This window comes from Streptomyces sp. NPDC056224, from assembly GCF_042267665.1.
Lineage (GTDB): Bacteria > Actinomycetota > Actinomycetes > Streptomycetales > Streptomycetaceae > Streptomyces.
The window spans coordinates 53926-66323 of sequence record NZ_JBHJTK010000013.1 but is presented as its reverse complement, the minus strand read 5'-3'; the positions used below and the strand labels follow the sequence as shown (position 1 = coordinate 66323).

Here is a 12398-nt window from a genome sequence, read left to right as displayed (position 1 = left end):
CACCGACCGGTGCGGGGCGCTTCCTCATGTCAGGCGTGTCAGCCGCGGCCGCGCAGCTCGCGGTAGGCGGCCACCAGGGCCTTCGTCGAGGCGTCCAGGCCCGGGACGTCCGCGCCCTCCGTCAGCGCGGGCTCGACCCGCTTGGCGAGGACCTTGCCGAGCTCCACGCCCCACTGGTCGAAGGAGTCGATGTTCCACACCGCGCCCTGTACGAACACCTTGTGCTCGTACAGCGCGATCAGCTGGCCCAGCACCGCCGGGGTGAGTTCGGCGGCCAGGATGGTGGTCGTCGGGTGGTTCCCGTGGAAGGTCTTGTGCGGGACCAGCGACTCCGGGGCGCCCTCCGCCCGTACCTCGTCGGCCGTCTTGCCGAAGGCCAGCGCCTGGGTCTGCGCGAAGAAGTTCGCCATCAGCAGGTCGTGCTGGGCGGCGAGCGAGGACCCCAGCTCCGCCACCGGGCGCGCGAAGCCGATGAAGTCCGCGGGGATCATCTTCGTCCCCTGGTGGATCAGCTGGTAGTAGGCGTGCTGCCCGTTGGTGCCGGGCGTGCCCCACACCACCGGACCCGTCTGCCACTCCACCGGACTGCCTTCGCGGTCCACCGACTTGCCGTTGGACTCCATGTCCAGCTGCTGCAAGTAGGCGGTGAAGCGGGAGAGGTAGTGGCTGTACGGGAGCACGGCGTGCGACTGCGCGTCGAAGAAGTTGCCGTACCAGATGCCCAACAGGCCCAGCAGCAGCGGGGCGTTCTCCTCCGGCGGCGCCGTGCGGAAGTGCCGGTCCATGGTGTGGAAGCCGCCGAGCAGCTCGCGGAAGGCGTCCGGGCCGATCGCGATCATCAGGGAGAGGCCGATGGCCGAGTCGAAGGAGTAGCGGCCGCCGACCCAGTCCCAGAAGCCGAACATGTTGGCCGGATCGATGCCGAAGCCGGTCACCTTCTCGGCGTTGGTCGACAGCGCCACGAAGTGCCGTGCCACGGCCGCCGGGTCACCACCGAGCCCCGCCAGCAGCCATTCGCGCGCCGAGGTGGCGTTGGTGATGGTCTCGATGGTGGTGAAGGTCTTGGAGGCGATGATGAACAGCGTCTCGGCCGGGTCCAGGTCGCGCACGGCCTCGTGCAGGTCCGCGCCGTCCACGTTGGACACGAAGCGCACGGTCAGGTCGCGGTCGGCGAAGGCGCGCAGCGCCTCGTACGCCATCGCGGGACCCAGGTCGGAGCCGCCGATGCCGATGTTGACGACGTTCCTGATGCGCTTGCCGGTGAAGCCGGTCCACTGCCCCGACCTGACCTGGCCGGAGAAGGCCGCCATCTTGTCGAGGACGGCGTGCACCTCTGGGACGACGTTCTCGCCGTCCACCTCGACGACGGCGTCCGCGGGGGCGCGCAGGGCTGTGTGCAGGACCGCCCGGCCCTCGGTCACGTTGATCTTCTCGCCGCGGAACATCGCCTCGCGCAGCCCGGCCACGCCCGTCGCCGCCGCCAGTTCGCGCAGCAGCGTCAGCGTCTCGTCCGTCACGAGGTGCTTCGAGTAGTCGATGTGCAGGTCCCCGGCCCGCAGGGTGTAGCCGGCGCCGCGGCCAGGATTCTCCTCGAACAGCTCCCGCAGATGCGTCTGCCCGAGCTCCTCCCGGTGCTTGCCGAGTGCGAGCCACTCCGGCGTCCGGTTGAGCTTCCCACGGCTGTCTGCGTTCATCTCGGACATCAACCCACTTCTTCCGTCCTGTCGTGCCCCGCCGGGCTCCAACTTAAGGGATCCGAAGCGGCGTATCGGACATCGCCTTCGGCCCGGACGCACGAAGAGGCCCGGTCACGCAGGAGAAGTCTCCTGAGTGACCGGGCCTCAATTCCCACGTGCCGGGCGGATTCAGATCTCGCCGCGCAGTTTGGCGAGGGCCTCGGCGAGGATCGCCTCGCCGTCGGCGTCCGTGCGCCGCTCCCGTACGTACGCCAGGTGCGTCTTGTACGGCTCGGTGCGCGGCGGCGCCGGCGGGTTGTCCCGGTCCTGGCCGGCCGGGAACCCGCAGCGCGGGCAGTCCCAGGTGTCCGGCACCTGCGCGTCGCTGGCGAAGCTCGGCTGCGTCTCGTGCCCGTTCGAGCACCAGAAGGAGATGCGCAGGCGGGGCGCGGACTCGCCGCGCTCGGCCTCACCCATCGGCCCCGCGCCGACCCGGCTACCACGGATCGCGTTGCCACTTGCCACGGTCGTAACTCCCTGCGTGATGGTGCCGCGGAGCGTGAGTGGAATTTCCGCCGCGGGCGCCCAAGTCTACGTAAGGCCCAACGCACGTCCAGCGAGCGGAGTTACTGGTTCCACGGCTGGACGCCGGACCTCATGATAGGCCGGGCGGAGCCGACCGGACTGCCCGAATGGCCAGAACGGTCAGCTGCTCGACTTCATCAGGAGGCCGAGCGCCATGATGCACGCGAACCACAGCAGACCGACCACGACGGTGATGCGGTCCAGGTTGCGCTCCGCGACGGAGGAGCCACCGACGGACGACTGCATGCCGCCGCCGAACATGTCGGAAAGGCCGCCGCCCTTGCCCTTGTGCATCAGCACGAGCAGCATCAGCAGGGCGCTGAAGACGATCAGGGCGATCGAGAACCCCATAATCACGGCTGATTCCTACTTTCTGGCTTTTCTGGCTTTCCGGCTGTGCTGGATGTGCGCGGGGGCCAGTGGCTGGTGTTCAGCCTCCTGGCCCCCGCAAGAGTACGACGGATCCGTCCTACCGCATACTCACTGGTCGCGGAAGCGGACGATCTTGACGAACTCGTCCGCGTCCAGCGCGGCACCGCCGATCAGGGCGCCGTCGACGTCGGGCTGGGCCATGATCGCCGCGATGTTCCCGGACTTCACCGAGCCGCCGTACTGGATGCGGACCTTGTCGGCCAGCTCCTGCGAGTACAGCTCCGCGAGACGGCCGCGGATCGCCCCGCAGACCTCCTGGGCGTCCTCGGGGGTGGCGACCTCGCCGGTCCCGATGGCCCACACGGGCTCGTACGCGATCACGATGGACTCGACCTGCTCGGCCGGGACGTCCTTGAGGCCGCCGTCGACCTGGTTCAGCGTGTACGCGACCTGCTGGCCGGCCTTGCGGACGTCGAGGCCCTCGCCGACGCACAGGATCGGGGTGAGCCCGTGGCGGTAGGCGGCCTTGACCTTGGCGTTGCAGAGCTCGTCGCTCTCGCCGTGGTACTGGCGGCGCTCGCTGTGGCCGACGGCCACGTACGTGCACTTCAGCTTCGAGAGCATCGAACCGGAGATCTCGCCGGTGTAGGCACCGGAGTCGTGCGCGGAGATGTCCTGCGCGCCGTACTTGATCTTCAGCTTGTCGCCTTCGACCAGGGTCTGGACCGAGCGGAGGTCGACGAAGGGCGGCAGGACCGCGACCTCGACGGCGTCGTAGTCCTTGTCGGCGAGCGCGAAGGCGAGCTTCTGGGTGTGGGCGATGGCCTCGAGGTGGTTGAGGTTCATCTTCCAGTTGCCCGCCATCAGCGGGGTGCGGCCGTTCTCTACTGCGGTCATTGCGGGTCAGCCCTCCAGGGCGGCGAGGCCGGGGAGCGTCTTGCCCTCGAGGTATTCGAGGGAAGCGCCACCACCGGTGGAAATGTGGCCGAAAGCCTTCTCGTCGAAACCGAGCGTACGCACGGCCGCGGCCGAGTCGCCGCCGCCGACGACGGTGAAGGCGCTGCTGTCCACGAGGGCCTGCGCGACGGCCGAGGTGCCGCCCGCGTAGTCCGGGTGCTCGAAGACGCCGACCGGGCCGTTCCAGAAGACGGTCCGGGCATCGGCGATCTTGGACGCGTAGAGCTCGCGGGTCTTGGGGCCGATGTCCAGGCCCTCCTTGTCCGCGGGGATGCCGTCCGCGTCGACCGTCTCGAAGGTCGCCGGGGTCTTGCCCTTGAGGTCGGGGAACTCCGCCGAGACCAGCACGTCGACCGGGAGGACCAGCTCGACGCCGGTCTCCTTCGCGCGCTTCATGTACTCCGTGACCTGCGGGATCTGGTCTTCCTGGAGGAGGGAGATCCCGACCTCGTGGCCGAGGGCCTTGAGGAAGGTGTACGCCATGCCGCCGCCGATGAGGATGCGGTCGGCCTTGCCGAGCAGCTCGTCGATGACCGCCAGCTTGTCGGAGACCTTGGCGCCGCCGAGGACGACGACGTAGGGGCGCTCGACCTCGGCGGTCAGCTTCTTCAGGACGCCGACCTCGGTGGCGATGAGGTAGCCGGCCGCGTGCGGGAGGCGCGCGGGGAGGTCGAAGACCGAGGCGTGCTTGCGGTGGACGGCGCCGAAACCGTCGCCGACGTAGATGTCGGCGAGCTCCGCGAGCTGGTCCGCGAAGGCGCCGCGCTCGGCGTCGTCCTTCGCGGTCTCACCGGCGTTGAAGCGCAGGTTCTCGATGACGGCGACCTGGCCGTCGGTGAGGGCGGCGACGGTCTCCTTGGCGGAGTCGCCGATGGTGTCGGTGGCGAACGCGACGTCCGCACCGAGCAGTTCGCCGAGCCGTGCGGCAGCCGGGGCCAGCGAGAAGGCCGGGTCCGGGGCGCCCTTGGGGCGGCCCAGGTGCGAGGCCACGATGACGCGGGCGCCGGAGGCGGCGAGCTTCGCGATCGTGGGCTGGACGGCGCGGATGCGGCCGTCGTCGGTGATGGTGCCCCCGGCCAGCGGAACGTTGAGGTCCGCGCGGACGAAGACCCGCTTGCCCTTGACGCCTTCGGCGAGCAGTTCGTCGATCGTCTTCATGTGTTTCTACTCCTTTGTGCCCTTCGCTCGAAGGGCGAGGAAGGGAGAACGAGGCAAGCAACAGGGCCCGTGCGGCGCTTCGTCGCGCTGCCGGACCCTGTGCTCACACCGTGGTGCCTTACCTAGAACCGGGCGACCTTAGAGCTGGCCACCGACGAAGACCGTGAGGTCGACGAGACGGTTGGAGTAGCCCCACTCGTTGTCGTACCAGCCGACGACCTTAACCTGCGTCCCGTCCTGGACCATCGTCAGGGAGGAGTCGAAGGTGCAGGAAGCGGGCCAGTTCACGATGTCGGAAGAGACGATCGCGTCCTCGGTGTAGTCGAGGATGCCCTTGAGCTGGCCCTCCGAGGCCTTCTGGAAGGCCGCGTTGATCTCTTCCACGGTGGTCTCGCGGGAGAGCTCGAGGACCAGGTCCGTGACCGAGCCGGTCGGGACCGGCACGCGCATGGCGATGCCGTCCAGCTTGCCCTTGAGCTGCGGGAGGACCAGCGCGGTGGCCTTGGCGGCTCCGGTCGAGGTCGGGATGATGTTCTCGGCGGCGGCGCGGGCGCGGCGCAGGTCCGAGTGCGGGAAGTCCAGGATCCGCTGGTCGTTCGTGTACGCGTGGACCGTCGTCATCATGCCCTTGACGATGCCGAAGTTCTCGTCGAGGACCTTGGCCATCGGCGCCACGCAGTTGGTGGTGCAGGAGGCGTTGGAGATGACGTGGTGGCTGGCCGCGTCGTACTTGTCCTGGTTGACGCCCATCACGATCGTGATGTCCTCGTCCTTGGCCGGAGCCGAGATGAGGACCTTCTTCGCGCCGGCGGCGATGTGCTTGGCCGCGTCGGCCTTCTTGGTGAAGATGCCGGTCGACTCGATGACGATGTCGGCGCCCAGCTCACCCCAGGGGAGGTTCGCGGGGTCGCGCTCGGCGAAGGTCTTGAAGGTGTTGCCGCCGACCGTGATGGTGTCGGCGGTGTGGGAGACCTCGTGCTTGAGGCGGCCCAGGATCGTGTCGTACTTGAGCAGGTGCACCAGGGTGGCGTTGTCAGTCAGGTCGTTGACACCGACGATCTCGATGTCCGCTCCCTGCTCAAGGAGCGCCCGGAAGTAGTTGCGGCCAATTCGGCCAAAACCGTTGATGCCTACGCGGATCGTCACGAACCGATCTCCTCGTTGGTGCGCCGGTAAGTGCGCCGGCGAGAGCTGTATGGGATGTCCCCGACCGCTTACGACCCTACCTCTCCGTGAGCTTCGGAGTGACATCGGCGGGGACCTGACACGCCCCGGGGACCCGTACCGGACAGGCCGGAACGGGGCCTCGGGACCTTGCCCCCCGTCACTCACGGTGAGTGCCGGGAGGCCCGCTGATCAGCGGTTCAGCGTGCGCAGCGCCTTACCGACGAGTAGGGCGCGGTCCGCGGCGGCCGGCAGGTGTTCCAGGCCGAAGCCGAGGAGCACGGTGTCACGCGTAGTGACCGCCGCATAGGACTTGAACAGTTCCCCGGTCCGGGACCAATCGCCCGGAACTTCCGGGCTTCCGGCGGGGGCGCTCTGGACGGTCCAGGCACCGAGGGACGCCTCGAACCCCTCCACGGTCTGGTCGGCGCCGCCGACCTTCAGGCGCGCCTCGTCCGCGAAGACGCCGCGGCCGCCGGAGCCTCCGTCGGTGATGTAGGAGAGCGAGACCTCGACGGTCTTGCCCGCGTAGGCGCTCAGGTCGAAGGAGACCTGCTTCCAGCCGCCGGAGGAGCCCGTGAAGCTGTTCCACGCGCCGCTGGTGCCCTTGGGGGTGCAGCCGCCGCCCTCCAGGGTGAGGTAATGGCGCAGGAACGGGTGGCCGTTGACGAAGAACCCGGCCCCGCACTCCTCGGGAACGGTGGCGCTGCTCAGGCCGCCGGCGTCCGGCAGGGTGGTCCAGTCGTCCCCTCCCACGGTGCGCGCCTCCAGCACGGCGTGGTCGTAGGCCTCCTCGGTGTTCCAGCTCAGGGCCATTGCCAGCTGCGGCTTGTCGGCGGCGGTGACCTTGGTGAGGTCGACCGTGCGGACCAGCCGCTTCCAGTCGTCGTCCTCGTGGAGGGCCGAGGCCATCGAGGTGCCGGCGTAGGGGGCGTACGGGTTCACGACCCCCGTGAACCGGCCCCCCTGCGCGCTCTTGAACTGCGGGAACTGCTCGGGGGCCAGGGTCTCGGAGGTCACGGTGTAGGAGCCGGGGGCGTTCAGCGGGTTGCCCGCGGCGTCGCCGAGGCCGCCCTTCGCGCCGTTCAGGGGCCCGGCGCCGGTGAATCCGGTGGCTCCGGGGGTGCTGGTACGCCCGTACGCCCCGAGCCAGTACTGGCTGAAGTCGTTGGTCACGGCGCGGCCGACCTGGGCGTTGCCGCCCGCCAGCTCACCGGCCTCGATCAGCTTGCCGCCCTCGTTCAGATAGTCGCGCACCGCCAGCTGGGTGTCCCCGCCGGGGGTCTTGGCGCCGGTGTAGTGGACGGCCGTACCGAAGTGGGAGAGCACTGCGAGGTGGTGCGGGACGCCCTGGGCGGCGACGTCCCAGACCGCGGCGGACCTGCCGCCTGCGCGCAGGGCGTCGACGTAGGTCTGGGCGTGCTGGGCCTTGGCGCCCTCCTCCGCGATCACCAGTACGTCCGCGCGCGGCCGCTCGGCGACCGTGTACGTGAAGTGCTCGCTGGACACCCTCTTGCCGGAACGGTCGCGGCCGGTGAACCAGACCTCGACCTTGTCGCCGGGCCTGGCGCCGTCCACCTCGCCCCGGTACTCGTCGAACCAGTTGTTGTCGTCGCCGCCGTAGACGTCGCCGCCCTTCCAGGCCCTGAGGTCCTCGTCGTGCGTGCGGCCGCCGTTGATCCTGAAGTTGAGCTCCTTGTCCTTCAGCGCCTTGCGGGCCGTGACGGCGACCGTCTGGTCCTGGCCGCGGGCGGCGTAGGAGGTGGTGAAGGGGTCGAGCGTGAAGTCGGCGGCGCCCAGTCCCACGGAGGAGGCCGGCCGGTCCGGGTGCGCGGCGCTCTCGCCGACCGAGAGGGCGAAGGAGATGTTCTTGGCGAATTCCGCCTGGATGAGCTTCTCGTCGTCCGGGAAGTTGAATCCGGAGGCGCAGTCCTCCGGATTCCACTGGTCGTTCGGGTCGCTCGCGGAGGCCGTCTGGCAGGTGGTCATCTCCGGCGTGAACATCATGATGCCGTTGACGTTGGAGGCGTGGCCGTCGGCCTCGCCGTTGGTGGTGTAGAGCTCGGAGGAGACCTGCGGGTAGTAGCCGGGCACGGCCGGGTTCTCCGGGGTGCCGGCGAGCGCCTTGTAGACGATGTCGTCGGGGGTGGGGGTGGCCACCTGCCAGCCCACGCCGTAGAGCAGCAGCTCGGCGGCGGAGTGGTAGTTGACGGCGTACTCGAAGCCGATGCGCTTCTCGAAGGCGTCGAGGGCGGCGGTCTCGGGCTCGGAGGACGCCTTGGGGCCGCGATAGGTCTCGCTCGCCTGCCTGGGCGAGGAACCCTCGTTGTCGTAACCCCACTTGAAGGCGAAGTTCCGGTTGAGGTCGACCCCGTCGCCGGTGGTGATCTTGCCGTCGCCGTTGTTGTCGCGCAGGTTCTTGCGCCACAGCCGCTCGCCGTCGGGCGCGTGCGTGAAGTCGTACCCGTCGGGGTTGGCCGAGAGCAGGAACCACAGCTCCGTGGAGTCCACGAGGCCGGTGATCCGCGGGTCCTTGCCGTAGTTGTCGAGGGTGTGGTGCATCAGCCGCCGGGTCATCTCGGGGGTGATCCACTCACGGGCGTGCTGGTTGGACATGTAGAGCACGGACGGCTTGTCGCCGTCCTTGGTCTTCCTGGCGTTCTTGCTGACCTTGAGGGCGAGGATGTCCTTGCCCTGGACGGTCTTGCCGATGGAGACGACCTTGGCGAGCCCCGGGTTCTGCTGGGCGGTCCGCAGGATCTCCTCCTGGAGGCCGCCCTTGCCGCTGTACGGGCGGAACACGCCGTCCCCGGCGGCCTTGGCGCGGGCCAGGCCCTCGGCCGGGACCTTGTGTTCGGTGAGCTTGACGCCCTGGGCGGCGAGCTCCTTGGCCTGGGCGCCGGTGAGGAAGAGTTCGACGCCGGCGGTGCCGGTCTGCGGGACCTGCTCGCTGAGCTCGTGGGCGTCCTGGCCGGCGGCGAGGACGAGCGGGACCTGCTCCCGGGTGATGTCGGCGTCGTAGACCCGCACCTCGGCATCGGAGGCGTTGGTGGATGCGGTGGTGGAACCCGGCTGGGCCTGCGCCGCGCCGGGCAGTACGGCAATTGTGGTTCCGAAGACGAGTGCGCTTGCGGCGAGGATCGATCTCGCGCGGTGCCTCATGTGCCCCCCTGGGCGTCGTCTGCCACGAAAGCGTTCGAACGCCAGCCTCAAGACCGGCCCGTGCTCATGTCAATGGGGCGTCGGGCCTGTCGTGCCGGTCAGGCTGGATCAGCTCGCAGGGTTCGGTGCCGTGCTCCGCAGGGCCGGGGAGGGGTCGACGCGGGGCGCCGGCCACCGACGGGAACGGGGCCCGGCGCGGCGCCGAACCCCGCGGGTCGGCCCGACCGGCACGACGGGCCCTGGGGAACGGGACCCGCGCGGTCACCCGGGCGGGTCCCTTCGACGTACGGCTCGTACGTGCTAGCCGGCCATGTTGTCGGCCATCTCCTCGCTGAGGTCGAGGTTGGACTCCGTGCCCGGGATGCCGAGGTCCTGGGCCCGCTTGTCGGCCATCGCCAGCAGACGGCGGATCCGGCCCGCGACGGCGTCCTTGGTCAGCGGCGGGTCGGCGAGCGCGCCGAGCTCCTCCAGGGAGGCCTGCTTGTGCTCCATGCGCAGCCGGCCGGCTGCGGCGAGGTGCTCGGGGACCTCCTCGCCGAGGATCTCCAGCGCACGCTGGACGCGGGCTCCGGCGGCCACCGCGGCGCGCGCCGAGCGGCGCAGGTTGGCGTCGTCGAAGTTGGCGAGGCGGTTGGCGGTGGCGCGCACCTCGCGCCGCATCCGCCGCTCCTCCCAGGCCAGCACCGACTCGTGGGCGCCGAGCCGGGTCAGCAGCGCGCCGATCGCGTCGCCGTCGCGGACCACGACCCGGTCGACACCGCGCACCTCGCGCGCCTTGGCGGCGATGGAGAGCCTGCGGGCGGCGCCCACCAGGGCCAGGGCGGCCTCCGGACCGGGGCAGGTGACCTCCAGGGAGGAGGACCGGCCCGGCTCGGTGAGCGAGCCGTGGGCCAGGAAGGCGCCGCGCCAGGCCGCCTCGGCGTCACAGGTGGCACCGGAGACCACCTGGGGCGGCAGACCCCGGATGGGGCGCCCACGGCCGTCCACGAGGCCCGTCTGGCGCGCCAGCTGGTCGCCCCCGGCCACGACCCGGACCACGTAGCGGCTGCCGCGGCGCAGTCCGCCGGGGGCCATGACCACGAGGTCCGAGGAGTGGCCGAAGATCTCCAGGATGTCCTTGCGCAGCCGGCGGGCGGCGATCCCGGTGTCCAGCTCCGCTTCGATGACGATGCGGCCGCTCACCAGGTGCAGCCCGCCCGCGAACCGAAGGATCGCCGAGACCTCCGCCTTCCTGCAGCAGGTCCGGGTGACGGGGAGGCGGGAGATCTCATCCTTCACCGCGGGCGTCATCGCCATGGGCCGATCCTTCCATGCATCCGAAAAATACGGTCGTACGCGGCGGCGAGCAGCTCCGGATCATGCTTCGGAGAGCCGTCTTCCCTGGCCACCGGCGCCAGCTCGACCGCGGCACCGAACCGTTTTGCGGCATCGGCCAGGGACTCGCGGTCGGGCACGGCGGCCTCGTCGGCCAGCACCACGTCCAGGGCGAGTTTAGGGGCGTGTCGGGCCAAAACCTCCAAATGACGCTGCGGAGAGAAGCCCTCTGTTTCGCCGGGCTGCGGCGCGAGGTTCAGCGAGAGGACCCTGCGGGCCTTCGTCTCGACCAGTGCGTCCAGCAGTTCCGGCACCAGCAGGTGGGGGATCACGGAGGAGAACCAGGACCCGGGGCCGAGTACCACCCAGTCGGCGTCCAGGACGGCCGCGACGGCCTCCGGCACCGCCGGCGGGTCGCTGGGCACGACCTGTACGGACAGCACCTCGCCGGGGGTGAGGGCGACGGTGGCCTGCCCCCGGACGGTGTCGACGTCCTCGGGGCGCGCCGGGTCGTGACCCCTGACCAGGGCCTGGAGCTCCAGCGGCACGGCCGACATGGGCAGCACGCGGCCCTGGGCGCCGAGCAGCTTGCCGACCAGGTCGAGGGCCTGGACGGGGTCGCCGAGCTGTTCCCACAGGGCGACGATCAGCAGGTTGCCGACGGCGTGTCCGTGCAGGTCTCCCTCGGACTGGAAGCGGTGCTGGATGACGCGGGCCCAGGTCTGGCCCCAGTCGTCGTCCCCGCACAGCGCGGCCAGCGCCTTGCGCAGGTCTCCGGGCGGCAGCACGCCGAGCTCCTCGCGGAGCCGGCCGCTGGAGCCGCCGTCGTCGGCGACGGTGACCACGGCGGTGAGGTCACCGGTGATCCGGCGCAGGGCGGCGAGGGAGGCCGACAGGCCCTGTCCGCCGCCCAGCGCGACCACCTTGGGCGCGGTGCCGCGCCGGCGGCCGGAGCGGCGTGCGCCGTCCTCGCCCCGGGAGGGGGCCAGACGGCGCAGGCGGCTCAGGCGCGGGGTCCGTGCGGTCACTCGCGCCCCATGTCCCTGTGGACTACGACGGTCTCGACTCCCTCGGCGGCGAGGCGGGCGGCGAGCTTCTCGGACATGGCCACGCTGCGGTGCTTGCCGCCCGTGCACCCGACCGCGATGGTCACGTACCTCTTGCCCTCGCGGCGGTAGCCGGTGGCGATGAGCTGGAGCAGCTCGGTGTAGCGGTCGAGGAACTCCTTGGCGCCGGGCTGGTTGAAGACGTACCCCGACACCTCCTCGTTGAGCCCGGTGAAGGGGCGCAGCTCCGGCACCCAGTGCGGGTTGGGGATGAAGCGGCAGTCGACGACGAGGTCGGCGTCGACGGGGAGGCCGTACTTGTAGCCGAAGGACATGACGGTGGCCCGCAGCTCGGGCTCCTCGTCCCCGGCGAACTGGGCGTCCATCTTGGCGCGCAGCTCGTGCACGTTCAGGCTGGAGGTGTCGATCACCAGGTCGGCGTCGCCGCGCAGCTCGCGCAGCAGGTCGCGCTCGGCGGCGATGCCGTCGGTGATGCGCCCGTCGCCCTGGAGGGGGTGCGGGCGGCGGACCGATTCGAAGCGGCGGACCAGCGCGTCGTCGGAGGACTCCAGGAAGACGATGCGGCGGGTGACGCCCTTGCTGTCGAGGTCGGCGAGCGACTCGCGCAGGGCGTCGAAGAACTGGCGGCCGCGGACGTCGACCACGACGGCGATGCGCGCCACGTTGCCCTGGGAGCGGGCGCCGAGCTCCACCATGGTGGGGATCAGCGCGGGCGGAAGGTTGTCGACGACGAACCAGCCGAGGTCCTCCAGACACTTGGCCGCCGTACTGCGGCCGGCCCCGGACATCCCGGAGATGATCACCAGCTCGGGGATGGCCGCCTCGGCGGTCTCGCCGGGCTCCACTGTCGTGCCCGTACTCACCTGTGCTCCGTCTCGGTCGCGCGTGGTCTCGTGTTCGGTCATTGCTCGAACCCCCGTTCGGACGATGTTCCCCCAGCTGG

The 12398-nt window shown here is 70.3% G+C and carries 10 protein-coding genes; all 10 read right to left on the bottom strand.

All coding sequences use genetic code 11. From position 1 onward, the window contains the following. Nucleotides 1-38: 38 nt before the first annotated feature. Complete coding sequence (pgi, locus tag ACFCZ1_RS17960) at nucleotides 39-1694, bottom strand: glucose-6-phosphate isomerase (RefSeq protein ID WP_376679313.1); 1656 nt, start codon at nucleotides 1692-1694, stop codon at nucleotides 39-41. A 171-nt stretch (nucleotides 1695-1865) separates the two neighbouring features. Then, nucleotides 1866-2201, bottom strand: a complete 336-nt coding sequence (locus tag ACFCZ1_RS17955; RefSeq protein ID WP_007263454.1) for an RNA polymerase-binding protein RbpA — start codon at nucleotides 2199-2201, stop codon at nucleotides 1866-1868. Between the two features lie 180 nt (nucleotides 2202-2381). Continuing rightward, a complete protein-coding gene (gene secG, locus ACFCZ1_RS17950; RefSeq protein ID WP_150522109.1) occupies nucleotides 2382-2612 on the bottom strand; it encodes a preprotein translocase subunit SecG in 231 nt (76 codons plus the stop codon). A gap of 129 nt (nucleotides 2613-2741) precedes the next feature. After that, on the bottom strand, nucleotides 2742-3530 hold the full coding sequence (tpiA, locus tag ACFCZ1_RS17945) for a triose-phosphate isomerase (protein WP_376679232.1): 789 nt from the start codon (nucleotides 3528-3530) through the stop codon (nucleotides 2742-2744). A gap of 6 nt (nucleotides 3531-3536) precedes the next feature. Beyond that, nucleotides 3537-4748 (bottom strand): phosphoglycerate kinase, encoded by a 1212-nt coding sequence (locus ACFCZ1_RS17940; protein ID WP_376679231.1) that lies wholly within the window; start codon nucleotides 4746-4748, stop codon nucleotides 3537-3539. A 138-nt stretch (nucleotides 4749-4886) separates the two neighbouring features. Beyond that, nucleotides 4887-5894 (bottom strand): type I glyceraldehyde-3-phosphate dehydrogenase, encoded by a 1008-nt coding sequence (gap, locus tag ACFCZ1_RS17935; RefSeq protein ID WP_376679230.1) that lies wholly within the window; start codon nucleotides 5892-5894, stop codon nucleotides 4887-4889. Between the two features lie 210 nt (nucleotides 5895-6104). Next, nucleotides 6105-9074: a M14 family zinc carboxypeptidase gene (locus tag ACFCZ1_RS17930; RefSeq protein WP_376679229.1), complete on the bottom strand. Its 2970-nt coding sequence runs from the start codon at nucleotides 9072-9074 to the stop codon at nucleotides 6105-6107. Nucleotides 9075-9374: 300 nt separating this feature from the next. After that, nucleotides 9375-10370, bottom strand: a complete 996-nt coding sequence (whiA, locus tag ACFCZ1_RS17925) for a DNA-binding protein WhiA (protein ID WP_030009075.1) — start codon at nucleotides 10368-10370, stop codon at nucleotides 9375-9377. Then, on the bottom strand, nucleotides 10361-11416 hold the full coding sequence (gene yvcK, locus ACFCZ1_RS17920) for a uridine diphosphate-N-acetylglucosamine-binding protein YvcK (RefSeq protein ID WP_376679228.1): 1056 nt from the start codon (nucleotides 11414-11416) through the stop codon (nucleotides 10361-10363). The genes whiA and yvcK overlap by 10 nt, the downstream gene beginning before the upstream one ends. Beyond that, nucleotides 11413-12360, bottom strand: a complete 948-nt coding sequence (gene rapZ / locus ACFCZ1_RS17915) for an RNase adapter RapZ (RefSeq protein WP_376679227.1) — start codon at nucleotides 12358-12360, stop codon at nucleotides 11413-11415. Before rapZ ends, yvcK begins: the two co-directional genes overlap by 4 nt. Nucleotides 12361-12398 lie beyond the last annotated feature (38 nt).

Bases quoted from the DNA above. Each gene is read 5' to 3' on its own strand.
- pgi (WP_376679313.1), bottom strand. From the start codon at position 1,694: ATGAACGCAGACAGCCGTGGGAAGCTCAACCGGACGCCGGAGTGGCTC.
- secG (WP_150522109.1), bottom strand. From the start codon at position 2,612: ATGGGGTTCTCGATCGCCCTGATCGTCTTCAGCGCCCTGCTGATGCTG.
- tpiA (WP_376679232.1), bottom strand. From the start codon at position 3,530: ATGACCGCAGTAGAGAACGGCCGCACCCCGCTGATGGCGGGCAACTGG.
- ACFCZ1_RS17940 (WP_376679231.1), bottom strand. From the start codon at position 4,748: ATGAAGACGATCGACGAACTGCTCGCCGAAGGCGTCAAGGGCAAGCGG.
- ACFCZ1_RS17930 (WP_376679229.1), bottom strand. From the start codon at position 9,074: ATGAGGCACCGCGCGAGATCGATCCTCGCCGCAAGCGCACTCGTCTTC.
- whiA (WP_030009075.1), bottom strand. From the start codon at position 10,370: ATGGCGATGACGCCCGCGGTGAAGGATGAGATCTCCCGCCTCCCCGTC.
- rapZ (WP_376679227.1), bottom strand. From the start codon at position 12,360: ATGACCGAACACGAGACCACGCGCGACCGAGACGGAGCACAGGTGAGT.